The sequence below is a fragment of the Cohaesibacter celericrescens genome, from assembly GCF_002866925.1.
Lineage (GTDB): Bacteria > Pseudomonadota > Alphaproteobacteria > Rhizobiales > Cohaesibacteraceae > Cohaesibacter > Cohaesibacter celericrescens.
Window position 1 is genome coordinate 79,431 of record NZ_PKUQ01000010.1, and the last position, 24,911, is coordinate 104,341.

The window sequence follows — 24,911 nt, forward strand, 5'->3', positions numbered from 1 at the left end:
AATCAATGTATTGGAACGCAAAAATCCCGGACCAGTTCTCTGGTCCGGGATCGATGCACCCAAAACGGGCGTAAATACGCTACTTACAAGTCAGCAAGAGCCTTTTTGACATTTGCAGCAGCTTCGGCAGGCAGCCAAGCTGTCCACTGGGCTTCGTTCTCCATGAGGAAATGAATGCCAGCAGTCTCACCATCGGCCTGATTGTCTTCCATCCATGCGAGCAATTCGTTCATTTGAGAGTTTTTGAACGAACGTGTGCCCAGATAGGTGTTGATGACATCATGCCCTTTGGCAAAATCAGCAGTGGAGATGGTCTGTACCAAGGAAGGCGGATACATCGTTGGTTTTGGATCCGCACATTCAGCCTGAGTGGTACATGTCTTGAAATGGTCCTCATCAATTCCAGAACCGAAATCGACTTTGGTCATTTTATATTTGCCCAAAACCGCGGTTGGAGCCCAATAATAACCAAACCAGCCCTCTTCGCGTGCAAAGGCCTTGGCAATGGAACCGGACAGGCCTGCCCCTGAACCTGGATCGATCAAATCGAAACCGGCTTCTTCAAGCTTCAGAGCTTTAAAGAGATTGCCGCTCGAAATCTGACAGTTCCAGCCTGCAGGACAGCCATAGAAGCCACCGAGTTCTGGATCTTCAGGATGTTTGAAGAGTTTGGCGTTTTTCATCACACCTTCGATAGTCGCCAAGCTAGGGTCTTTTTCAACCATATAGGTTGGCACCCAAAAACCTTCTTCGCCGCCGTCAGACAAAGACTGTCCAGCAACTGCAAGGCGCCCATCGGCAACACCCTTGTCGAGCGCTTCCTTCATGGAGTTTGACCAGAATTCAGGTGCAATGTCAGGCTCACCCTTCTCGATCATGGATGTACCGGTTGGCATCGTATCGCCCGGCACCAGTTCTGCTTCACAGCCAAAGCCATGTTCAAGGATAAAGCGATCCACATTGGCGATAAGAGTAGCAGAACTCCAGTTCATATCAGCGATTGTGACTTTGCCGCAATCTGCAGCATTTGCAGAAATGGCTGTGCCTGACAACATCAGGGCAGCGATCAAAAATCGTTTCATAGTAACCTCCGGGGTGGTTGTTTCATGTCTTCGAGACCTGTCATTTCAAAAAGCATTCTTCTCGCAAAATCCGGTCATCTGAAATTGATATGTGCCTTTTTGCATCACTGCATAGACACTAGAATGTTTGCGCCAAAATCGCAGGGGGACATTGGCCAGTCAAAAGAATAAAATCCGAACCTTCACCGTTCATATCAGTCTTGCACAGCCGACGAATGGTCCATATTTTTTCAACGCTGCGGAGACTAACAATTCTTATGGTAGCTCGTCAATGAACGATCTCGACACAAAACAACAGCCACCATCAAAAAAGCATCGATGTTGGGATTATATTTGAGATATACTTTACTTCAGAACCTTTCAAATCACAAATTCAGCCGTTTATCCTATCGAATGCCTTTTGAATACCTAAAATTTTCATTTTAGACACAAAAAAAACAAACAAGTTCACTTGGCCAAAATCCTTTTGAGACGTCACAGAAAGCTGTTCCCGAAAGACTTCGAGCTAAGTTTACTAGCATCCATCAATGTTCGCTAGTATTTTTTTGGAATATTAAGCTATTGAATTATAGGGATTTTTTTACGGGGGAAAACTCGTTATAAATGAACGAATTACAGGAATCATAGTCAGAGCAGTAGCGCATTGCTAGGTTGACGCAACCACCCCAGAAGAGCGAGCTGAGGGTCATTCGCCCTCGCCAAAACGATCATCAATGAGACTGGAAATAGCATCCAGCACATCTTTTGCGTCACTTCCCGATGCCACCACGTCAATGCAGCACCCCGGCGCTGCAGCGAGCATCATCAACCCCATGATAGAATTACCGCACACCGATTGACCATCCTTTGAGACAGTAACGGCAGCATCGAACTGATCAACCAACTGGACAAATTTTGCTGAGGCTCTGGCATGCAGACCACGCTTATTCTTGATAGTTAGTCGATCGGAAACAGGATTTTGTGACACGGAAACCGCTGTGCTTTCTAATTGCAAATCATGAAGGCCAGCCACTATTCACCCGATAGCAGCTTGCTGGCAATGTTAATGTATTTCCTGCCGGCTTCACAAGCTTCATTTACGGCTTCAATGATTGAACGATCAGCACGCACACTGGCGAGCTTGATCAACATCGGCAAATTCACGCCCGCAATCACCTCGATGCGATCCTTATCCATCACCGAAATCGCCATATTCGACGGCGTACCACCAAACATGTCAGTCAACAAGACAACGCCGTGATTTTTATCGACGGTTTCTACCGCATCAAGAATATCCTGCCGACGCTGCTCCATGTCATCATCTGGCCCGATGCAGATGGTTTCAATCTGCTCCTGAGGTCCAACAACATGCTCTAGAGCGGACCGGAATTCTTCGGCCAAACGACCGTGTGTAACAAGAACAAGACCAATCATGCTGTGTCAGCTCTCCTTTTCCTCGGTGCTTGGCGACCCTAGGGGCAGGATCTTGCCATCTGATCACAAAATGTGCACCGAATGCACTAAAGGTTTGTCTATCTTCACCACTCACGTGCCGAACGCAAGCCCTAAAGTCGATGCATGGCGGCTAGCAGCCATCCTTCCATGTGGATAGACGGGCAAAAATCAATTCTGAAGCAGCCAAAGCCGATCTTTGGGGTACCGACATGCGCGCAATGGAGTGGCCCAAACAGTCGACAACTCCATTTTCTCTGGTTGGCATGCGCTCCATTTGAACTGGGTGAACCAAATCAACAAGCAAAGACACAACGGCTTGCTCAACAAAATCATCTCGAGAGATTGATATGACGCCCACCCCCCGCACTTCTTCAAGTCTGCGAGTGACGACTGGTGCAAAGGCCAACAAAGGCGGACAAGCCGATGCAACCGTTTGTTTAAACCGCAGAGGTGCCCGGGCCAACTGAATGTAGTCATCGCTGATCAGAGCCGAATAAAGTCCTTTCCAATCGGCTTGCTGCCGCAATTGCCGCTGTAAGAAAGACTTGCCGCTACCCGTCGGCCCTCGCAACAAAACACAAAAGCGCCCAAGTACAACTGCGGCAGCATGCATGGTCTGAGCGTGAGCGCGCAAATGAGCAGGCAGTTCAAAAAGAGGCCCATCACATGTCTGATCTGAGTCGGGATCAAGATACAGAGGCATCACCCTCTCCTGCTAAACTGGAATTTGGTCTCTGGCATTGGCCAAAAACAGCTTAGCGCGATTGATCGGAAATTGAATCTGTTTTTTTCGTCGCGCGGCTGGCAATGGCAGGCAGAGACACAGTAAACCGAGCGCCCACCACGACAGGCTCTTGGTCGCTTTCCTCTTCACGCAAGCGATTGGACGCTTTGATTGTTCCTTGATAGGCCTCAATAATTTGTTGGGATATCGACAGGCCTAGACCTGAGTTCTGCCCAAAATCCTCGCCTTCCGGTCTGTCGGTATAGAAGCGCTCAAAGACTCGGTTTACATCCTCGGCCTGAATGCCCCTTCCGTCATCATCAACGGTCACGACGACATAGCCGCCCTTGCGAGCCAAGCCAACATGAACCTGCCCACCTTCCGGCGTGAAGGAACGCGCGTTATCAATCAGATTGACAAAAACCTGCCCCAACCGGCTATCACTGCCGTTCACTCGATAAAAGACAGAGGGATCATCGGTCTCGTTCCCCAGTGCCAAAGCGACGCTGACGTCGGATTTTGATCCGATTTCATTTTGTATTTCTACAATAGTTCCAAGCAGCGCATATAAATCGATGGTTTCCGATTCTTGCCTTGCCAACTCAGCATCCAAGCGCGATGCATCCGAAATATCGGAAATCAAACGATCAAGACGGCGCACATCATGCAAGATAATATTAATAAGTCGTTCGTGGGAGTCCGGGTTTTTGGCAAGCGGCAAGGTTTCAACAGCAGAACGCAATGAGGTCAGCGGATTTTTCAATTCATGCGCGACATCTGCAGCAAAGGCTTCGATCGCATCCATGCGTTGGTAGAGCGTTTTGGTCATATCTCGCAGGGACTTGCTCAGCTGCCCGATTTCGTCCTTGCGATCAGAAAAATCAGGAATTTGTTCACGGTCTTTGACGCCACGCCGCACCCGTTCCGCAGCCTCAGACAGCTTACGCACCGGCCCCGCGATCGTCCCTGCCAACAAGATTGATAGCGTGCCCGTCACCAGCGCCGAAATGAGAAACAACCGGACGATGCCCCACCGTTCGGCCTGAACAATTTCGTCGATTTCTCCATCCCGCGTAGAAAGCAAGAGTGCCCCAGCAATGACGCGCGTCCGCTGGATCGGCACAGCAACCGAAACGATCAAGCGCCCCTTGTCATTTACCCGAACTATGGACGCTGAAGTACCATCAAGCGCCAAAGCCACTTCAGGATAACCACGCCCGTCTGTGCTGCCTAACTCTTTATAAAGCGGCAAGTCGGCCTGACGTAGCCAACTGATGAACCGATCCCATTTTTCCCTCCATGTTTCATCATGCACCTGCACTGGATCGTCCAGATCAAATCTCAAGATTCCGCGCGCGTGCAACTGGCGGGAATCAATGACCAGATTGCCAGTCACATCATAGATGCGCGCTCGGGTATCTGTGGGAGAAATAGCGGCGCGCAAAATGGGCGCCGCGCGCTCGGGATCAATCGGAAAATCAAAAAAACCGAAAGTATCATCTGCTGGAGTAAACGTTTCCCCGGCCTGAAGCTCCAGCAATCGGTCAGGATTGATGGTGATCGCATCTGCCTCAGAGGCAGCAGATGCCGAGACAGCTCCAGCGATAATCTTGCCCTGACTGAGCAAAGATGTAACCCGTGCATCGATCAATCCTTCCCGAAACTGGTTGAGATAGAGGATACCAAGCACCAGTACAGCCAGAGCTGCAAGATTAAGAAAAACAATGCGCCGGGTCAGAGAAGAAAAAGCAACAGAAGACGTCAAACGCCTGAACAGCGAACGGACGCGACGACCGCCATTTCGGAAGACCTTGCGTTTTCTTTTCTGTTCCAAATCATTTCGCTCGTTTTTCTGCAGCATAACTTTTCCGAACCGGACCGATCGCCCAAAACGAACGCATTCGGCCCGATCTATTGACCTTTAGTGAGCCATTGAATCAACACCATCACCAATGCAACCGAAGAGAGTACTGGCGTTATCAACGCTCCGAACAGGGCCATCTGAAACGGCGATGGTCACGACCTATTAAAGCAGTTGGCGACCAAACAAAGCGTTCCGAAGGGTCGGAAAACCGACCCCACCTCGCTTTTATACAGTCAATCGAAACAGGTTTCAAAATTGGTATCGTTAGATGTCATTGACCCTTGTTGTATCGATCAAATCAGGTCAGGCGAAACCCTTGTTGCAAACAACGCAAACCCGCCTGTCCCATCTGGTCTAGAGCGGTTGCTCACGAAAACGATAACCAACCCCATATAATGTTTCGATCATATCAAAATTATCATCGACAACTTTGAACTTTTTGCGCAGCCTTTTGATGTGACTGTCGATGGTGCGATCATCTACATAAACCTGATCTTCATACGCCGCATCCATCAGGGCATTGCGGCTTTTGACCACGCCTGGGCGCTGAGCCAATGAAAATAGGATAAGAAACTCCGTCACCGTTAGCGTCACCGCTTTTCCGCCCCACGTACAAGTATGGCGCTCCTGATCCATTGATAGCTGGCCACGTTCAAGCATATCCGACTTGTCAGTCTGAGCACCGACTTTCACAGCGGCTTCACGGGCCTGTGCACGACGCAAAACCGCCTTTACCCGCTCAACCAACAGGCGCTGAGAGAAGGGTTTATGGATAAAATCGTCAGCGCCCATCTTCAAGCCAAACAACTCATCAATCTCTTCGTCCTTGGACGTAAGAAAGATAACGGGCAGATCTGTTTTTTGCCGCAAACGACGCAACAGTTCCATCCCGTCCATGCGCGGCATTTTAATGTCCAAAATCGCGAGGTCGGGCGGTGCATGCAATATGCCGTCCAGCCCGGACGAACCGTCCGTGTAGGTATCTACTTTATACCCTTCGCTTTCCAGTGCGATGGACACTGAAGTCAAAATATTGCGATCGTCATCGACAAGGGCAATGGTTGCCACGCCGTTTCCTTTCCTTGATCGTCCCGCATACGCAAAAAGCGTTGAATGCAGAAGAGTCTGTTCCGCCGGTCATTGTTATCAACAAACATAAGACATGGAGCGAATTTAGCTCTGCTTTTGCTACCTGACAGATATGCCAAAAACACAGCTCTGTCACCTTGGTTGCAGACCTAAAGGGCGAAAGCTGCAAAATTGTGGCAACAACACCCAGTTCCCCCACTTACAAAATTTGTAACGATTGCAAAAATTATTGGCGGCTTTCGGCCAATTCTTTTCTCCCCACTGACGGTAAATTAACGGGGGAAAACCGCAAAACCTTATCATAAAGTGTAATATTCGAAGCCATTTCCATCAGGTTAAGTGCTTATAAGTTGTTGATTTCCGCAAGCGCAGTTTTGCGAAATATCAACGACACGACAAATTTACGCGGCTATGACATGCCCAGTGTTCGGCATTAGGACTGTTACGGAGCCCGACCTGATAAAGAAAAGACGAAGGTCAGGCAGTTTTCTGGAAACATGTGTCGTGTAAAGAGCGGTGCCACCCGCCAAACGATACAAGATTCACAGACCTTGGCGAACCGAAGATTGAACTGCAAAAGTACGATCGGACTGACCATACAGGTCAGTTTTTTACAACTTAAGAGTGTCTCAAGGGGCTTGAAAAGTGAAACAATTCGGCAAATGGAACGAATCCTATGGCGTAGACAAAGCTGGTCTGCGTAACCTCGGCAGCGTACATTGGAACTATCGTTTTCCTAAACTGGTAGAAGAAGCACTGGTGCGCAAAGAAGGACGTTTGATCTATGGCGGCGCTTTCGCTGTAGATACAGGCAAGCACACTGGTCGCTCTCCCAAAGACAAATTTACCGTGCGTGACGCTACCACCGAAAATACTATTTGGTGGGACAACAACAAAGCAATGACGCCAGAAGCTTTCGACCTGCTGCATGCAGACATGATGGCCTATGCAGAAGGCAAAGAACTTTTTGCTCAGGACCTTTATGGTGGAGCTGATGTCGAGCATCGCCTGCCAACCCGTGTCGTAACCGAGCTTGCTTGGCAGTCTCATTTTATCCGCAACATGTTGATCCGTCCGGAATATGAAGAACTTGCTTCTTTTGTTCCAGAGCTGACAGTGATCGACTTCCCAGAGTTTAAAGCAGATCCTGAAAAATACGGTGTTCGTTCTGAAACCTGCATCGCGATCAACCTGACCAAAAAAATCATTCTGGTTGCCGGTTCTTCTTACGCTGGGGAAATCAAGAAATCAGTATTCACAACACTGAACTACTTGATGCCAGAAAAGAACATCATGCCAATGCACTGCTCCGCAAACGTTGGCCCTGATGGTGACACCGCGATCTTCTTCGGCCTTTCCGGTACGGGTAAAACCACCCTGTCTGCTGATCCAAACCGCACATTGATCGGTGATGACGAGCACGGCTGGGGCGAAAACGGCGTCTTCAACTTCGAAGGCGGCTGCTACGCAAAAACAATCCGTCTGTCTGAAGAAGCCGAGCCTGAAATTTTCGCAACCACGCATACATTTGGTGCGATCGTTGAAAACATGGTTATCGATCCAATCACCGATATCCCTGATTACAATGATGGTTCGAAAACTGAAAACACTCGTGTTTCTTACCCAATCGACTTTATTCCGAACGCATCCCTAACCGGCCGCGCTCCACAGCCTAAAAACATCATCATGCTGACCGCCGACGCTTTCGGTGTTCTGCCTCCGATTGCCAAACTGACACCAGAACAGGCCATGTATCACTTCCTGTCTGGTTACACCGCGAAAGTGGCCGGCACTGAAAAAGGCGTAACTGAACCAGAAGCAACCTTCTCTACTTGCTTCGGCGCTCCATTCATGCCTCGCCATCCTTCCGAATATGGCAACCTGCTGCGTGAAATGATGGAAAAACATCAGGTAACCTGCTGGCTGGTTAACACCGGTTGGACCGGTGGTCCTTACGGTGTTGGCTCCCGCATGCCAATCAAAGCAACCCGCGCTCTGCTAACTGCAGCGCTTGACGGTTCTTTGGCTAACATGGACTTCCGCACCAACGACTTCTTCGGCATTCAGGTTCCTCTGTCATGCCCTGGTGTTGATGACAAACTGCTAATGCCACGCGATACTTGGGCTGATAAAGCTGCCTTTGACGCACAGGCCAAAAAATTGGCTGGTATGTTCGTGAAAAACTTCGAATACTACCTTCCACATGTTGACGAAGCTGTGAAAGCAGCTGCTCCTAAAGCCTAAGTTTGGGCAGTCAATCAAAAACAGAAGGCCCGCCATTGGCGGGCCTTTTTTTATGCGCGGTCTCTCAAGAACCGAAGAATCAGACCGTCAAAATAATCGGGCCATTTTTACTAATCACCACGGAATGCTCGAACTGTGCCGTCAGACAACCGGGCGTAAACAGTTCCCATTCCCGGTCGCCGTCATTGGCATAATCCGCTCCAGTAGACAGAAAAGGCTCAATCGCTAACACCATCCCGTCCAAAAGCAACCGGCGGTCTGCGCGGTCAGGGATCGCCAGGATTTCGGGTTTATCGTGCAAAGTAGTGCCAACCCCGTGACAGCCGAGCAGATTTTCGATGATCGAATAACCACCTGCTTTCGCGACCTTTTGGAATGCCTTTGGAATGACCTGCATCGGAGCACCCGCCCTAAGGCCTAGAATCGCCTTGTCGCGCGCCCGTTTGGCGGCGGCAACAATCGCTTCTTTTTCCGGTGCTATTGGGGGCAAGATAAAGGTTGCGCCAGCGTCGGTAAAATACCCATTTTTGCAGGCTGATACATCGATATTAACCAGATCGCCTGCTTTCATCGTCTGCCCGTCAGCCCAACCATGAGCAATCACCGGTTCAATCGAAATACAGGTCGCACCGGGGAAACTGTAAATCTTTTCGGGGGCAGATTCCGCACCCTCTTGTTCCAATATCGTGCGCGCCAGATCATCCAGCTCTTTCGCTGTCATCCCCGCTTCTAAGGCCGCCCCCATTTCACGAATGGTGCGAGCAACCGCGCGGCCGCAGGCTTTGAGTCCTTCTAACTGGTCATTGTTGGTGACGATCATCTTTTTGTGCCCATTTGAATGTTTGGGAGGAGGCCAAATCGGACTGAGGCAGTGCCAGATCATTTGCGGCCAACAAGCATGCAGCTTATAAAGTTCTCATTCACCATTGGCAAGTTGTGCTTATGTGCCGCAGAGGAGAAAACATTGGTCTCGCAAGAAATAACTGTCCCGCTCACTTTTAGCACCCTGCCCGAAGAGGAAATGCAGCTGCGTGCTGATGCATTTTTTGAATTGATGCGTAAGCGTCGCACGGTACGGGACTTTTCCGACCAGCCAGTCCCTCGCGAAATCATCGAGACATGTGTGGCAGCTGCCGGCCGCGCACCATCGGGAGCCAATCAGCAGCCTTGGACCTTTGCCTGCATCTCCAACCCAGTCATCAAGCGCCAAATACGATTGGCTGCGGAGGAAGAAGAGCGCAGTTTCTACAATGGTCGCGCAGGCGAGGAATGGCTTGATGCTCTGGCCCATTTGGGCACAGATGCCGACAAACCTTTTTTAGAAAAAGCCCCTTGGTTGATTGCAATTTTTGGTCAGCGCTGGGGCATAAACGAAGATGGCAGCCGCAAAAAACACTATTATGTTCCCGAATCCGTCAACATTGCCACGGGTTTTCTGATTGCAGCCTTGCATCAAGCGGGGCTGGCCACACTGACCCACACGCCTGCGCCGATGTCTTTTTTGACTCAAATCTGCGGACGGCCGGATAATGAAAAACCATACATCCTGCTGGTGGTCGGCTATCCAAAAGACGGAGCGACGGTGCCCGATATCGAGAAAAAGTCGTTAGACGAGATTAGCGTTTGGCTTTAGCAGTCATAAGTCTTGTAACGAAAAAAAGGCCCACCAAACGGTGGGCCTTTGATGCTTTACCACCATCCAGGAGTTGGCTCATTTCACTGCATAGAGCGTGGTAGAGCCGGACACCTCGTTAGCAACTGCAATCATCGCTTCGCCATTGGGGCTGTCCTTCGCGGCAATGAAGGCGATGCCCTCGGGCGCAATGTCCCCTGCCGTCATTTTTTCTGCACTTCCGTCCAGTTTCACATTGTTTGCATAGGTAACAAAAGCGGCATTGGCAGGATCGGTAATGTCATAAACCATCACGCCACCGGTGCGCTCCAACCCGATGAACGCATAATGTTTGCCACCGACCATGCCAAGCGCCAGCGCTTCTGGCTCGGCACCCTTATCATCAGAGCGATTGTCGAAGCTCTCATTGGCCCCTTGGCTGTTAAAAGCAGTGGGCATCAGCTCAGCCAGCTTGGCTTCAATCTCCGTACCGGAATCAAAAACCATTTCGCCCATTTCATTAAAGATCGAGAAAGACCGGCCTCCATAGCCATAAATGGCGTCAAAATCACCGTCGCCATCGGTATCACCCTTGGCTGTGGTGATTTTCAAACGGCCAAGATTTTTCTCATCTTGCAGCTCGGCTGCATTTGGAAAAGCCTTTTCATCCAGTTTAACTTTGCCCAAACGGGTTTCTTCTGAATAGCCATCATAGTCGCGGCTATCGCCTTCGTTGGCCATGACGACATAATTGATGCCATCCTTGGCAAAAGCCTGAATGGTGTCAGGCATGCGCATAGACAGCACAGGCCAGTTTTTGCGATTGATACCGCCGTCTTTGTCAGACAGATCCACCAGATGCTTGGAATAGTCCTGAAAACCCAGTGTGAAGACATTTTTCAACGTGCCGCTTGCCGTATCGACCACGGCCATAGCGTTGTTTTCCTGTAAGGAAACAAATGCGGTTTCGCTGTCTGGGGTGATCGCGACATATTCCGGCTCAATATCTTGCGCAATGCTGATACCCTCTGGCGACGGAGTATGAAACTCGACGCCCAATAGATCCGCATTCACATTGTCAAAGGAGACGGTTTTGACCTCAAGAGAAGGGATCGAAACAATGGAGACTGTGCCTTCAGGGTCGGTTTTGTAATCGCTCGATGGCTCGCCTTCGTTGGCAACCACCACAAATTCGCCGTTAGGGGCAAAAGCAACGGAATCAGGCAACGCGCCAATAGTGACTTCGCCAACCAATGTTCCATCCGTTTTATAAAGCACCAGTTTGCCAGCATCTTGCTTTGGCTTCACTTCCACAGCGATAGCAACATATCCCCCATGCACTGACACGGAGTTGGCACCATGGCCATGTTTAGTAACATCAATGGCGCCGGTTTTCTTGATCACGGACGGATTTGAAATGTCTAAAATATCGATGCTTTTGTCCGCGCCATTGACGACATAAAGCCTTTTGCCTGCCTTGTCATAGGACACCACTTCGGCTGCGCCTTCGTCAAAGGTCTTTGTCTCATAGGAGCTGATCGGCTCCAGAGTAAGAGCTGCAGCATGCGAGGCCAGTGAAAGCGTCAAGCAACTGGCCAAAAGCAGCGCCTTGGAAGAAATGTTCAACATAGTAGATCCCCTACGACAAGTTTGAATGGACTTTGCCTTAGCCCCATCATGTTACAGGCGCGTGAAATGGTCGGCTCGGGACCAAAAATGAGATGTGCATAGAGGTGGTGTTGTCGGCCAGCCAGACAAATTTGCATGCTTTGGCTCTTTCCCTTTATGCAGCCGGACGATAGGGTTGCGTGAATTATTCCAATTTGGAGAGCAATATGTGCCGCTGGATCGCCTACAAGGGGCAACCGGTTTTCCTCGAACATTATATCACCACAGCAGAGCATTCGCTTATCCATCAAAGCCTGCATGCCGAACAGGGTAAAACCGAAACCAACGGCGATGGCTTTGGCATCGGTTGGTATGGTACACGGTCCGAGCCGGGCATTTATCGCGAGGTCCTGCCCGCCTGGAATGATTGCAATCTAAAGAGCCTTGCCGCGCAAATCCAATCGCCGCTGTTTTTTGCTCATGTGCGCGCGTCGACGGGCACAGCCACCAGCCGCAACAATTGCCATCCCTTTTCCTATGGTCCGTGGATGTTCATGCACAATGGCCAGATTGGCGGATATGAACATGTGCGGCGGGCAATGGAGTCCCAGTTGGATGACTATCATTATGGCCGGCGCCTAGGCACGACCGATTCAGAACTGTTATTCCTTTTGGCCTTGCAGGAAGATCTGCAAAGCTGCGCTGTAAAGGCCCTAACCAAAGTGTTGATCAAGGTGCGACAATATATGCTTGATAAAGGCGTGGCAGATGCTCTGCGTTTCACCTCCTGTTTGTCTGACGGTAAACGCTTGTTCGGCTTTCGTTATGCGTCAGACAAATTCGCCCCTTCACTATTTTATCGCCGCTATGACAATGGGGATGTGGTTCTCGTTTCAGAACCAATCGATCGGCAATCCGAATGCTGGACCGAAGTGCCGCAGGGCCATTCAATTTGCTTCACCGAAAACAAAGTGACCTTGCGTGAATTGGCATTTTGACGATGACCATGCAGGATTTCCCCTCCCCCCACATCGAAGCGGCCTTCGCCGCTTTGCCAGATCAGGCACGTGGACCGCTTTTGACAGTGCGGAGCTGGATTATTGAAATCGCGGGCGGTCGCGAGGATATCGGCACTCTCATCGAAGAGTTAAAATGGGGCCAGCCCAGTTATGCCACCCGACCAAAGACCGGCTGCCCATTGCGGTTGGGCATGCCCAAGGATGGCAAAACATGCGCGCTCTATGTGCCATGCCAAACCAAGCTAATCGCCGAAATGCGGGCTCACTATCAAGACACTGCGCCAGCGAACCTAAGCTTTGAGGGCAATCGCGGGCTACATTTTGACCCAGCCAAACCCCTACCAGATACAGAATTACGCCATGCCATTGCATTGGGTTTGACCTATCATTCACGTCGCAAAAACTAAGCAGCCAAACGATTATTTGGCTTCGGCCACGACATCGAAAGTGCCAAAAATCATCCGCTTACCGTCAAACATCATGGGCTGCTGCATGCGCTCGTCTTGCATGATCTTGTCCCAAGCATCTTTGCGCACTTGTTCTGACGGCCACGTCATCCACGAATAACAGACGGTTTCATCCGGCTCGCATTTGACCGCCATCGGGAAAGATGTCAGGTCTCCGTCCGGCACATCAATCCCCCAGGCATCAACCACATGGAGCGCGCCATATTCCTTGAACAGAGCGCACATATTCTGGGCGTGTTTGATAAACTCTTGTTTTTTTGCCGTCGGTACGGAATAAACAGCACCATCTACAATCGTCATGGTCGGCTCCTCAGTATGTATCGAAAACCAGTGGATTAATCGCCATATTAACACAAACACCTCAAACGCCGTAAGCACTTTCCCATAGACAACGCAAGCGGTAGTCAGAGGCACTTCGCTCGCCATGCAAAGCTTGGCTATGTTACTCTCATCTTCACATTCTTACGCCGGGTCCCGTCCGACGCTTGCTATTCAACTTCTGCTGCCAAACCCGAGGCCTGCCACATATGCCGATCTGGATGCTCATCACCGTTTCTTCGGCTTTCCTGCAAAATATTCGCTCTGTTTTACAAAAGCATCTCAAAACGGCACTCAGCACAACCGGCGCAACCTTTGTGCGCTTTGCGTTCGGGGTGCCTTTCGCACTGCTCTATTTGTTTGTTTATACGAAATACTCAGGCAGGGCGCTGCCAGATCTCAACCAAGCCTTTGTGTTTTGGGTGGTTGTCGCAGCACTGACGCAGATCGCAGGTCAGTTTTTGCTAGTCTATCTGTTTGCATTTCGCAATTTTGCTGTCGGCACCGCATACAGCCGCACAGAACCGGCACAGGCGGCAATTTTTGCGTTTGTCGTTTTTGCTGAAACGATCACAGCAACAACGCTGATCGCTATATGTGTAACAGTGCTGGGCGTGATGTTGATATCAGTCGCTCGTACGACGTTCTCAATCCGTAGTCTTATCACCAGCAGCATCAGTCGAACCGCCTTGATCGGACTAGGATCTGGCGCGTTTTTTGGCATTGCTGCGGTGGGATATCGTGGCGCGAGCCTGTCGTTGGCGAACGGGATGCCGGAGCCAGATTTCATTTTGCAAGCCAGCGTCACGCTGGCCGCCGCCATCCTTTTTCAAACCATCATCATGGGTATTTGGATCGCAATGCGGGAACCACAACAATTTGGCGCAATCCTGCGGGCGTGGAAACCGGCGCTGGCCACCGGCTTTACCGGCGCGACCGCGTCGTTCGGTTGGTTCATGGCTATGACGCTGCAGCATGCAGCCGTGGTCAAAGCCTTGGCGCAGGTTGAAATGCTCTTCAACTTTGCCTCTTCAGTGTTGATTTTCAAAGAAAAAATCAACCGGCTCGAAATTGTCGGCTGCGGTTTGATTGTCTGCGGCGTGCTGATTTTGGTGGTAGGCTAATGGCGACGAGACGCCCCCTTAGGGAAAGAGATTATACTGTTCCCAGTCCTGTTTAGGGATTTTGTCGCCTTTTTTAAGGCTGAACTGAACCACTTCCATGCGATCTTCACTGGTGGTGCAGCTGTAACTCACCCGATACCAATCGCCTTTTTTGCGATAGGCCGCGCCGGGAGCCTTGAGCTTGGTGTCGCCATATTCCAACGGCTCAAACGTATAGGCCACAATGCGCGCTGCGTTCAGCTTATCCATAGCTTCCAACTCACAGCGCTGTATCAACTGCTCCTCGGGCACCATCTGCTTGAGCGCATTAAGAGTGCGCTTGTCCAGCGCATGGGCCGTCCCCGCGTGACCAATGGCCATTAACACAATGAGCGCCAAAAACGCACGACTGACAAATAGAGTGATTTGTTTTTTCATACCGCTTTATAACAAGTCTGAACATGGGATGAACGGACAATCTTCAGCTTCGCTGTTTTTTGTGTGGAATCATCCATTAGGAGGAGAGACTACACAAGCAAACCTATGCGGAATCGAAATTGTCCGGCGCCCCTTTTATGCCCTCGAATTGCGGTAAAATTTCGGCTTTTGAGGATGAAAGATGAAAAGAATTTGTTTCGCTTTGCTAAACTCGTCGCAAATTATCAGGATTTCTTGTTCGACGCCCTCCTAGCTGGAGAGAACGCGGTCCAACTCACCCCCTAGTGCGCTTCGTCCCAGTTATCGGCAGCAGCGGCATCTACCTTCAGGGGCACGCTGAGCTGGAGCGCGGGCATCGGGGCACTTTCCATGGTGTCGCGGACGACTTTGATGGTGTTGTCGACTTCAGCCTCCGCCACCTCAAAAATCAATTCATCATGCACTTGCAACAACATGCGGGCCGAAGAGCCAGCTTCGACCAACGCGCCCTCCATGCGCACCATGGCGCGGCGGATGATGTCTGCCGCGGACCCCTGAATGGGGGCGTTGATGGCGGCGCGTTCTTGGAAGGCTTTCATGTTGGGGTTTTTAGAATTGATTTCGGGATAGTGAATTTTGCGACCGAAAATGGTTTCGACATAGCCCTGCTCGCGGGCGGCCGTTTTGGTGTCTTCCATATACGTCCGGATGCCGGGGAAGCGGGTGAAATACATGTCGATATAATCTTTGGCTTCAGTACGCGAAATGCCCAGTTGATTGGCCAAACCAAAGGCTGAAATGCCATAGATGATACCAAAATTGATGGCCTTGGCGCGGCGGCGAGTAGCCGAATCCATCTCTTCGATTGGCACGTTGAACATTTCCGACGCAGTCATAGCGTGGATATCCAGCCCCTCATCAAAGGCCTTTTTCAGCTGGCCAATGTCGGCCATGTGAGCCAAAACGCGCAACTCGATTTGGCTGTAATCGGCCGAAATCAATTTGTTGCCGGGGGTCGCGACAAAAGCGGTGCGGATCTTGCGGCCCGCCTCGGTGCGGATGGGAATATTCTGCAAATTCGGATCGCTGGAGGACAAGCGGCCCGTGGTGGTCGCCGCCAATGAATAGGACGTGTGGACCCGCTTGGTTTGCGGGTTGATAAAACCGGGCAGCGCATCGGTATAGGTGGATTTGAGCTTGGACAGCTGACGCCACTCCACCACGCGGGCGGGTAGCTCATGGCCCTCAGCGGCCAAGTCTTCCAACACGCTGGCCGATGTGGACCATGCGCCGGTTTTGGTTTTTTTGCCGCCGGGCAGGCCCTGCTGGCCGAACAAAATATCACCCAACTGTTTGGGTGAGCCGATGTTAAACGACTGCTCCGCAAGGGCATGGATTTCTTCTTCCAGCCGTGCCATGCCTTGGGCAAATGTGCCGGACAGGCCGGACAGGATTTGGCGATCCACAGTGATGCCTCGCGCTTCCATACGGCGCAAGACCGGCAGCAACGGGCGTTCAAGCCGCTCATAAACCGTGACCATATGGTCAGCTGCAAGGCGCGGTTTGAGCACCATCCAGAGCCGCAAGGTGACGTCTGCATCTTCCGCCGCATAGGCCGTGGCTTTATCGATCTCGACCTTGTCGAAGGTAATCTGTTTTTTACCGGTGCCCGCTATCTCTTTGAATGGAATAGGTTTGTGGTCCAACCACAGCTCGGATAATTCATCCATGCCATGGCCATGCTTGCCCGCGTCTAGCACATAGGACAGCAGCAGTGTGTCGTCGAGCGGCGCCAAATCGATGTCATAGCGGCTGAGCAGCAAAGTGTCATATTTGAGATTCTGGCCAATTTTCAGAATGCTAGGATCTTCCAGCATGGCCTTAAGCGCGGTGACAGCCTCGGTGATGGGAATTTGACCTTCGGCCAGACCGCCACCGAACATGTCGCCTTCACCCGTCACATGGGCCAGAGGAATGTAACAGGCTTTGCCCGGTTCGGTCGCCAGCGATACACCAACCAGATTGGCCTGCATAGCGTCCAGACTGTCGGTTTCGGTATCAACAGAGACATAACCCACCCGTTTGGCTTCATTCAGCCAATGGGTCAACTCTTCCATTGTGCGCACGGTCTGATAGCTGCTGTTATCAATTGGTAGCTTGGCGATATCAGCGGCGATCTTGTCGGCCAATTGCACCGGACCTTGAGCGCCTTGAGCGCTGTCTGCACCCTCGATGCTATCGCCTTCAACCGCCGCTACTTTTTGCGGCGGTTCCCAACCGACAATGTCCAGATCGCACGGCTCAATTGCGTCGGCCACAGTGTCGGTTGCCTCGGCAATACGGCGGGTCATACTGGTGAATTTCATTGCCTTGAGGAAGGCAATCAGCTTGGGCCCGTCCAGCTCATTACGGAACAAAGCATCAATGCCCAGAGCCAAGGGAACATCACGCTTGAGATAGACCAGCTCTTTGGACACGCGCGCCTGATCGGCAAATTCGATCAGATTTTCGCGGCGTTTTTTCTGTTTGATCGTCTCAGCACCCGCAAGCAGGCTTTCCAGATCTCCAAACTCATTGATCAATAGCGCCGCAGTCTTGATGCCGATGCCTGGCACGCCAGGGATGTTATCGACAGAGTCGCCCGCCAGCGCCTGCACTTCAACCACCTTATCGGGTGCCACACCGAATTTCTCGATCACTTCGGCCTCTTCGATGCGCTTGTTTTTCATGGTATCAACCATGACAACGCCCGGGCGCACAAGCTGCATCAAGTCCTTGTCCGAACCGATGATCGTGACATCAGCCCCCGCATCCAACGCCATTTCGCTGTAGGTCGCTATGATATCGTCGGCCTCATAGCCTTCCAGCTCGATTGATTCGATATTAAACGCACGTACCGCGTCGCGGATCAGGCCAAACTGAGGACGCAGATCTTCAGGCGCGGGCGGTCGGTGTGCTTTGTATTGATCAAAGATTTCGTTGCGGAACGTATGACCTTTGGCGTCGAAAATCACCGCAATATGACTGGGATCAACACCCGCGAGGCCATTTTCCTTTTCCTGCAGCAGTTTCCACAACATGTTGCAAAAACCGGACACGGCACCGACAGGCAAACCATCCCCCTTACGCGTTAAGGGCGGCAGCGCATGATAGGCACGAAAGATATAAGAAGAGCCATCAATCAAAAAGAGATGCGGTTTTTCGGCCATTGATATTCCCCTGTCACAGCAAATTGGGCCGCCTATTGGGGCCGCGGCTTACTGGCTCGTCAAACTCGCGAACAAACCATGATCATCATTGGAAGGGACCATAACCCAACGAACAGGGCATTGAAAAGGGCAAATGAGAAAACCCCCGACTGAGTGAAACAATCGGGGGTTTAAAATTGTCAGGCCGTAAGAATGGTCAGAAATTATTCCGCAGGCACGATGGCTGCCTTGCGGTCAGGCAGCTTGGCCCAACGAGGGCGAACATAGAGAAATGTTCCGACTTTTAGACGCATAACAATCTCATACATCACGATGGCCCCCACAATCGCAGCCATGGAAACGAGGAACGCCGTCAATCCGGGCCCAAAGTCAAACAACTTGGGGATCACGAGACGTGCAATACCCATGGGCAAAAAGAAGCCCAGATAAATCGGCAGTGAACGCTCGCCGCAGAAACGCAGCACTTGCGCCAGACCGCGCTTTGGCAGAATCGCCATAAAGTCAATGACCGCCATGAACCCAACGGCCCCCATCACGACAGATACCAGCGCCACATCGTCATAACCGAAATAGACAATTGCACCGTTGGCTGCCGCCCAAACCACCAATCCAAGGATGGCAGATAGCTTGTTTTGCTGGGCTGTTTCAGCCAACTGGAACCAGATGTCGCGCCCAAAATGACCAATAAGGAAGAAGACGTAATATTTGGAGAAGAAATCCACCACACCAATACCCGTTTGGGCTGCATAGATTTTGACGGCAATGGCCACGGCAAACTGGGCCAGCATCGGGACCGATTTGGTTAGTCGAAGGACTACGAAATATACCGGCAGCAGGTAGATAAACCACAGCAGGCCAAAAGGCTGTACGAAAGACGCCAACCAATAGAACAAAGTACCCTCAATGCCGAAATCCTGAATGAAGAACGGTGTTTTGAAAATGAATTGGATCGTCATCCATAACAGATAGAAATAGGCAAAATGGACGAATTTTCCATTCAGAAAGGTATCCCAATCCTTGCTGATTGCCTTTGCCGCGAACAGGCCGGACACCGCAAAAAAGACAGGCATACGGAAAGGGGCTGCAAAGGCAATGATGGGATGCATCCAACCGTCTTCCCCCATCCCCATCTCGACATGGCCAGTCGCATGCATAATCACGACCAAGAGAATGGTCAGGCCTTTGGCCAAATCCACCCATTCAACGCGTTTTCTGGCGCTACGCTCTTTGGCATTGATTGACATGGTCACCATCAAAAAGTCTCCAGTAAGCCGCAATCGGCAAGACAGCGCACGGCGGAGGTTCATTAGAAATTTGATTAAAATTTTAACTGCTGGTGTCAATATGACGCATCTTTCGCTGCGGTTCTTGCCTTGCTTTAAGTTAAGCTTAACGATTCCCCTAATACTTTGAAATTAAATTGATTTTCGCAGTTCACACTTCTGTGAGAAGCCACCTGAAACGCTTTATTAACCCTATTTCCGCGCATATTCTCGATTTGTGGATGTGGAGCAGATTGAATTGCCCCCCATATCGGCCCTATGCCAAGAATGAAAGAACCCGGTCCTGATATGAATGTTAATAGGGCTTTGGGACTCTGGGTGTAGACTTCCAGCGAATCACAGCACGAAGGATCGTCAGCCTCGGCAGCCCATGAATTTGCCTTATTCTGGCGTCATACCTGCGCACCATTCAGACCACGCTATCGGTTTATCGCCGCCCAAACAAAGAGATTCTAGTCCCGCTCATGACGCGTAAACGCCCCCCAGCCCGTCCCCGTCCGTCTGGTGACATTCGCCTAAGCGAAGAGGACCGCAGTCATCCAAACACCAAGGCACCAGCCAAAAAAACACAGCGCGTCAAAGGCAAGCCTCCGGCCACACGCCGTAGCCCCAGCCCCAAAGCTGCTGGCGGCAATGGTGGTGGCAATGGAGCCGGTGGTGCAAAAAAAGGCCGCAAAAAAACAACACCAAAGGTGTCTCTGACCACAAGGCTGTTTCGGTTTGGTCGGGAGATCGCCTATTGGTTTGTTGTTTTGGGCATATGGGGCACAATAATCGCTGGCGCTATTTTGCTCTATTATGGAGCCCAGCTGCCGCAGTCGACCGCATGGCGCATTCCTGACCGTCCACCCAACATTCAAATCATATCAATGGATGGCGGTCTCATCGGCAACCGCGGAGAAACCGGTGGTCAGAAGGTACGCCTATCGACCCTACCACCCTATTTGATGGATGCCGTAGTGGCGATCGAAGATCACCGTTTCTATTCCCATTTTGGCTTTGACCCTATCGGTTTCACCCGGGCGATGGTGACCAATGTGGTGCGCGGGCGGCTCGCACAGGGCGGCTCAACGCTGACACAGCAGCTGGCAAAAAACCTGTTTCTGGAACACAAACGAACCATTGAGCGCAAGGTTCAAGAGTTGATTTTGGCCATCTGGTTGGAGGCAAAATTCTCCAAAGCCGAAATTCTTGAGATGTATCTAAACCGTGTGTATCTGGGGTCCGGAGCCACCGGAGTGGATGCAGCGGCACGCACCTACTACAACAAACCTGCCGCCATTTTGACCCTGTCGGAAGCGGCAACCATCGCCGGACTGCTTAAAGCACCATCCCGCCTTGCGCCAAACAAACACCCCAAAGCCGCCAAAGAACGCGCCAAGCTCGTTCTGGCTGCAATGGAACGCGAAGGCTTTATCACGGCACAAGAGCGCAAACTTGCCTTAACGCAATCAGTCAACACAGTGGCGAGGCACAGAGCCAGCTCACTCAATTATATCGCTGACTGGGTAATGGAACAGCTTCCCGATTTGGTTGGTGATATTCGTGAGGACCTGATTGTTGAGACCACAATTGACTTGCGCATGCAATCATTGGCTGAGAGTGCCGTTGCCGATGCGATAGACAAATCGGGCAAAAAACTCGGTGTTGGCCAAGGAGCCCTCGTATCTGCTACGCCACTGGGTGCCGTTCGGGCGCTGGTGGGTGGCAAGTCCTATCGTGAAAGCCAGTTCAACCGCGCCGTCAAGGCAAAACGCCAGCCGGGCAGCGCCTTCAAGCCGTTCGTCTATCTCGCATCTCTAGAATTGGGGAACAGACCGGAAAGCATGCGGGTTGATGAACCAGTCACCTATCGCAATTGGTCGCCGAAAAACTATTCCAAAAAATATATGGGCCAAATAACCTTGCGTCGTGCTCTTGCTCTGTCAATCAATACGGTTGCTGCGCAGTTGACCTTTGAAATGGGTGCGGAGCATGTGGCCGATGTGGCGCACCGATTGGGCATCCAATCAAAATTGTCCAATCATTTGTCGCTGGCGCTGGGAACGTCCGAGGTAACACCACTAGAACTGGTGGGAGCATATTTGCCCTTCGCCAATGGCGGTGCCCGTGCCAATCCTTACGTCATCCAGCGCATTGTTACAAAGGAGGGCGACACTCTCTACATCAATCCCAATTTGCCCGGTGCTCGGGTGATTGACAATCAGGTTTTATCTTTGATCAACTCCATGATGCAGGAGACGTTGATTTCCGGCACAGGCAAAAAAGCATTGTTGCCCGGACGCCCAGCAGGCGGTAAAACTGGTACCAGCCAGAACTATCGCGATGCCTGGTTTGTTGGCTATACCGCTGATCTGGTCACCGGCGTATGGTTTGGCAATGATGATGGCAAACCAACCAAGCGTGCCTCCGGCGGCAATCTACCCGCTACCGCTTGGAGACAATATATGGTGGGGGCACACAATGGCATGGCCATTGCCGGATTGCCGGGTGTGAATGTGCATCAATTGGCCGAAACCCGTCGGGTTGCTGGGGGGGAAGAAAATCCTTGGATCAATCCCGACTTGCTGCCAGCAGGCGAAAGCACAGCTCCACCCTTGCCGCGCGAACGTAAAAACTTTTTCACGCGGCTGTTTGGTGGTTAGTATCCATCACTTTGAGGCATGCAGCTCTATTCAGGTTCAACACCGTAGGTGTGGAGCCTGCGGCCATTTTGTCTGAGCCATTTTTTGCCTTCTTCATAGTCGGGGCAAAGGGCTTGGACATGAGCCCAAAAGCGATCAGAATGGTTCATCTCGCGCAGATGGGCCACTTCATGGGCGGCGAGATAGTTGAGCACCGAAGGTGGCGCCATAATGATGCGCCAAGAAAATGACAACACCCGGGCAGAGCTGCAAGACCCCCAACGGCTCGTGGTGTCTTTAATGCGTAGCGAAGACGGTTTGACACCAATTTTGTCTGAATGAAGTGCGACCGCAGCACTCAGATCAGCCCGCGCTTCTTTCTTTAGCCAATCAGTGACCCGTCGTGCCATGTGTGATTCATTGCCGCTCACCAGCAGGATTTTCTCACCCTCGTCTTCCAAAACACGTACAGTGCCACGCGCCTGATCGAGATGTTCCAGTGTATGTGGTTGATCGCGAATGGGAACCACGGCACCATGTTCAAAGGCAACATTTGGGGGCCTGCCTTGCTGCTTGTCCACCAACCAATCTACGTGAGCCTGCAAAAACTGGCTAACTTTTTTGACGCTAATACCCGGAGGGCATGTCGCCACCGGTTCCCCCGTTCGACCATCAAGACGCAATATGAGGCGTTTGGCGCGGGCGTTGTGCTTGAGTTGCACATCAATCGGCCCGCGAGCATGGGTCAAGCGCACCTGTTGGGGCAAAGACGAGCGAGGTTTAATCAATCCGATTTTACGCAAAGAACCGCTCTCCTGACTGAACATGGACATCTTGTCTAGCTGCTAATGGTTTGCTTGATATATCGTGCAAATCCTCAAAAGCATGAAGCATTCAAACGCGTCACCTATCCACTAGTGTTCGAACTGCAGTTTGACGAGATTGGCGTACAAGCCGCCTTTCTCATTCAAATCATCATGGGTTCCCTCTTCGACCAACCGGCCATCCTTGATGACGCAGATCTTGTCAGCATTGCGAATGGTCGACAAGCGATGGGCGATAACCAAAGTTGTGCGTCCCTCACTGAGCCGGTCAAAGGCCGCTTGCACCTTGGCTTCGGATTCACTGTCCAAAGCGGATGTCGCTTCATCCAACAAAACAATAGGCGCGTTTTTGATCATGGCACGCGCAATAGCGACCCTCTGCTTTTGACCGCCAGACAAAGTAGCAGCATTGTCGCCAATCATGGTGTCGTAGCCTTCGGGCAACTGCACAATAAAATCATGAGCAAAGGCATTCTTTGCTGCATCCTCAACTTCGGCATCGGAAGCATCAAGCCTGCCAAAACGAATATTCTCGCGGATGGTTCCCGTAAACAGAATGGTGTCCTGCGTTACCAATGCAATGTGGCTGTTAAGCGAAGCCAAAGTACATTGCCGAATGTCCGTGCCATCAATCTCAATAGATCCACCCGTAACATCATAAAACCGTTGCACCAATCCCATGATGGTTGATTTACCACCACCAGAAGGACCAACAAGAGCCGTCTTTTTGTTTCCATCCATGGTGAGAGACAAATCGCGAAGCACGGTTTCCTCATCACCATAGGAAAACTGAACATTGTCAAAAACCACCTGCCCGTTCGTGACAGTCAGGTCCTCGGCGTCATCGCGTTCCAGCAAGCGGCTAGGCCGGTCCAGAATTTCATACATCAATCGAACACCAACAAGGCCGCTTTCCAAACTGACTTGCAGACGACTCAGGCGCTTTGCCGGATCATAAGCAAGAAGCAAAGCCGTCAGAAACGAAATGAACTCGCCCGGTGTTTGTCCATCGACGATGGTTCTCCAACCGCTGTACAAAATGACCAAAGCAATGGCAATGCCCCCCAGCGTCTCCATCAGAGGACTGGTACGGGCACCAAGACTGGCCATTTTATTGGCCCGGGTTTGAACCCCCGTAATGGCATGGTTCATGCGCTCGGCCATCACATCCTGCAGACCAAAAGTGCGAATGATGCGATAACCATGCGCACTTTCCTGCATGGTGTGGGTCGTTTGAGTCAGCGAAACAAACTGATCTTTGGCGATGCGCTTAACACGCCGGACCAGCTTGGAAACAACAAAGATAGCGGGAGGAGCAATCACAAAGGCAATCAGAGACATGATTGGATCTTGAAAGATCATGACGCTGACCAGCGCAATCAATGATAACGCATCACGCCCCAAACTGGTGATCAACATATCCATGACCCCGCGTGCAGCAGAGGCATTGTGCGAGATGCGCGTAATCAGTTCGCTAGAGGGATAGTCGTGATAAAAGTCTGCACCTTGGCTCATAAAATGGCGATAGAGTTTTCTTTGCAGGTCAGCCACAATCGCATTGCCGACACGCGCTAGCCTGATCGCCTGCAAATAGGTTGCAAAGCCCTTGGTGGCAAAAATCGCCAGCACCGCAAGAGAAATAATCCAGACCTGATTGAAGTCTTTTGAGATGAATATCTCATTGACGATATCGCGCATAATCCAGGCACTAAGCCCGGTTGTCGCGGCAACAATCGCCATAAAAACAAAGGCAATCAAATATTGCTTTGCGTAACGGTGGAAATTCTCAGACAGAAGCCGATAGATCAAATATCGGGACGTTGAGGGGTCTGAAAAAAAGCGGCGCCATTTGTCGCGCACGGTTTGGACTGCCATGCCTGTCCTTTATCTGTCGATTGACGACAACAGCGACTGTCTCAGAGTCAAGGCACATACAGCCAAACTTTGAAACAACCCCATCGTTCGGCCCTGTTTATCGCTTTTTATCTTT

Annotated in this window: 20 protein-coding genes; 6 read left to right on the forward strand and 14 right to left on the reverse strand. The window is 51.2% G+C overall.

Annotated elements, in window-relative coordinates; translation table 11 throughout:
* Positions 1 to 83: 83 nt before the first annotated feature.
* The 6 genes from C0081_RS05885 to C0081_RS05910 all read right to left on the reverse strand — a co-directional run bounded on the left by C0081_RS05885 (position 84) and on the right by C0081_RS05910 (position 6,172).
* Positions 84 to 1,082: an ABC transporter substrate-binding protein gene (locus C0081_RS05885; protein ID WP_101532886.1), complete on the reverse strand. Its 999-nt coding sequence runs from the start codon at positions 1,080 to 1,082 to the stop codon at positions 84 to 86.
* A 685-nt stretch (positions 1,083 to 1,767) separates the two neighbouring features.
* Positions 1,768 to 2,076 (reverse strand): HPr family phosphocarrier protein, encoded by a 309-nt coding sequence (locus tag C0081_RS05890; RefSeq protein WP_101532921.1) that lies wholly within the window; start codon positions 2,074 to 2,076, stop codon positions 1,768 to 1,770.
* Positions 2,077 to 2,093: 17 nt separating this feature from the next.
* Entirely contained in the window at positions 2,094 to 2,495 is a 402-nt protein-coding gene (locus C0081_RS05895; RefSeq protein WP_101532887.1) for a PTS sugar transporter subunit IIA, read from the reverse strand.
* 151 nt (positions 2,496 to 2,646) lie between these two features.
* Positions 2,647 to 3,219 (reverse strand): HPr kinase/phosphorylase, encoded by a 573-nt coding sequence (locus C0081_RS05900; RefSeq protein ID WP_101532888.1) that lies wholly within the window; start codon positions 3,217 to 3,219, stop codon positions 2,647 to 2,649.
* A 52-nt stretch (positions 3,220 to 3,271) separates the two neighbouring features.
* A complete protein-coding gene (locus tag C0081_RS05905; RefSeq protein WP_101532889.1) occupies positions 3,272 to 5,101 on the reverse strand; it encodes a sensor histidine kinase in 1,830 nt (609 codons plus the stop codon).
* Between the two features lie 357 nt (positions 5,102 to 5,458).
* The gene (locus C0081_RS05910) at positions 5,459 to 6,172 is read right to left on the reverse strand and encodes a response regulator transcription factor (protein WP_101532890.1); all 714 of its coding nucleotides are present in this window, start codon (positions 6,170 to 6,172) and stop codon (positions 5,459 to 5,461) included.
* Positions 6,173 to 6,838: 666 nt separating this feature from the next.
* On the opposite strand from C0081_RS05910, the gene C0081_RS05915 reads away from it, so the two are divergent.
* On the forward strand, positions 6,839 to 8,437 hold the full coding sequence (locus tag C0081_RS05915; RefSeq protein WP_101532891.1) for a phosphoenolpyruvate carboxykinase: 1,599 nt from the start codon (positions 6,839 to 6,841) through the stop codon (positions 8,435 to 8,437).
* Positions 8,438 to 8,516: 79 nt separating this feature from the next.
* Here the strand turns inward: C0081_RS05915 and map are convergent, their stop codons facing one another.
* Positions 8,517 to 9,257 carry a type I methionyl aminopeptidase gene (map, locus tag C0081_RS05920; RefSeq protein ID WP_101532922.1) on the reverse strand — a complete coding sequence of 247 codons (741 nt, stop codon included), beginning with the start codon at positions 9,255 to 9,257 and terminating at the stop codon, positions 8,517 to 8,519.
* Positions 9,258 to 9,458: 201 nt separating this feature from the next.
* On the opposite strand from map, the gene C0081_RS05925 reads away from it, so the two are divergent.
* The gene (locus C0081_RS05925) at positions 9,459 to 10,070 is read left to right on the forward strand and encodes a nitroreductase family protein (protein ID WP_210200411.1); all 612 of its coding nucleotides are present in this window, start codon (positions 9,459 to 9,461) and stop codon (positions 10,068 to 10,070) included.
* A gap of 78 nt (positions 10,071 to 10,148) precedes the next feature.
* Here C0081_RS05925 and C0081_RS05930 read toward each other — a convergent pair whose 3' ends face one another.
* Positions 10,149 to 11,678, reverse strand: a complete 1,530-nt coding sequence (locus C0081_RS05930; protein ID WP_210200409.1) for a choice-of-anchor I family protein — start codon at positions 11,676 to 11,678, stop codon at positions 10,149 to 10,151.
* A 206-nt stretch (positions 11,679 to 11,884) separates the two neighbouring features.
* Between C0081_RS05930 and C0081_RS05935 the strand changes: the two genes are divergently transcribed.
* Both C0081_RS05935 and C0081_RS05940 read left to right on the forward strand, forming a co-directional pair.
* On the forward strand, positions 11,885 to 12,655 hold the full coding sequence (locus C0081_RS05935) for a class II glutamine amidotransferase (RefSeq protein ID WP_101532893.1): 771 nt from the start codon (positions 11,885 to 11,887) through the stop codon (positions 12,653 to 12,655).
* 2 nt (positions 12,656 to 12,657) lie between these two features.
* Complete coding sequence (locus C0081_RS05940; RefSeq protein WP_101532894.1) at positions 12,658 to 13,083, forward strand: DUF1801 domain-containing protein; 426 nt, start codon at positions 12,658 to 12,660, stop codon at positions 13,081 to 13,083.
* Positions 13,084 to 13,095: 12 nt separating this feature from the next.
* Here C0081_RS05940 and C0081_RS05945 read toward each other — a convergent pair whose 3' ends face one another.
* A complete protein-coding gene (locus C0081_RS05945; protein WP_101532895.1) occupies positions 13,096 to 13,443 on the reverse strand; it encodes a DUF1428 domain-containing protein in 348 nt (115 codons plus the stop codon).
* 227 nt (positions 13,444 to 13,670) lie between these two features.
* On the opposite strand from C0081_RS05945, the gene C0081_RS05950 reads away from it, so the two are divergent.
* Positions 13,671 to 14,585, forward strand: a complete 915-nt coding sequence (locus tag C0081_RS05950) for a DMT family transporter (protein WP_101532896.1) — start codon at positions 13,671 to 13,673, stop codon at positions 14,583 to 14,585.
* 18 nt (positions 14,586 to 14,603) lie between these two features.
* On the opposite strand, the gene C0081_RS05955 is transcribed toward C0081_RS05950, so the two are convergent.
* The 3 genes from C0081_RS05955 to C0081_RS05970 form a co-directional block, all read right to left on the reverse strand.
* The gene (locus C0081_RS05955; RefSeq protein WP_101532897.1) at positions 14,604 to 15,002 is read right to left on the reverse strand and encodes a DUF930 domain-containing protein; all 399 of its coding nucleotides are present in this window, start codon (positions 15,000 to 15,002) and stop codon (positions 14,604 to 14,606) included.
* Positions 15,003 to 15,283: 281 nt separating this feature from the next.
* Positions 15,284 to 18,190, reverse strand: coding sequence for a DNA polymerase I (gene polA / locus C0081_RS05965; RefSeq protein WP_101532899.1), 2,907 nt, complete (start codon positions 18,188 to 18,190; stop codon positions 15,284 to 15,286).
* A 203-nt stretch (positions 18,191 to 18,393) separates the two neighbouring features.
* Positions 18,394 to 19,443: an acyltransferase family protein gene (locus C0081_RS05970; protein WP_180966775.1), complete on the reverse strand. Its 1,050-nt coding sequence runs from the start codon at positions 19,441 to 19,443 to the stop codon at positions 18,394 to 18,396.
* Between the two features lie 494 nt (positions 19,444 to 19,937).
* Here C0081_RS05970 and C0081_RS05975 point away from each other — a divergent pair, with 494 nt between their 5' ends.
* Positions 19,938 to 22,118, forward strand: a complete 2,181-nt coding sequence (locus C0081_RS05975; protein ID WP_101532901.1) for a transglycosylase domain-containing protein — start codon at positions 19,938 to 19,940, stop codon at positions 22,116 to 22,118.
* 26 nt (positions 22,119 to 22,144) lie between these two features.
* On the opposite strand, the gene C0081_RS05980 is transcribed toward C0081_RS05975, so the two are convergent.
* Positions 22,145 to 22,930 carry a M48 family metallopeptidase gene (locus C0081_RS05980; protein ID WP_101532902.1) on the reverse strand — a complete coding sequence of 262 codons (786 nt, stop codon included), beginning with the start codon at positions 22,928 to 22,930 and terminating at the stop codon, positions 22,145 to 22,147.
* Between the two features lie 81 nt (positions 22,931 to 23,011).
* The gene (locus C0081_RS05985) at positions 23,012 to 24,796 is read right to left on the reverse strand and encodes an ABC transporter ATP-binding protein (protein ID WP_101532903.1); all 1,785 of its coding nucleotides are present in this window, start codon (positions 24,794 to 24,796) and stop codon (positions 23,012 to 23,014) included.
* Between the last annotated feature and the right edge of the window lie 115 nt (positions 24,797 to 24,911).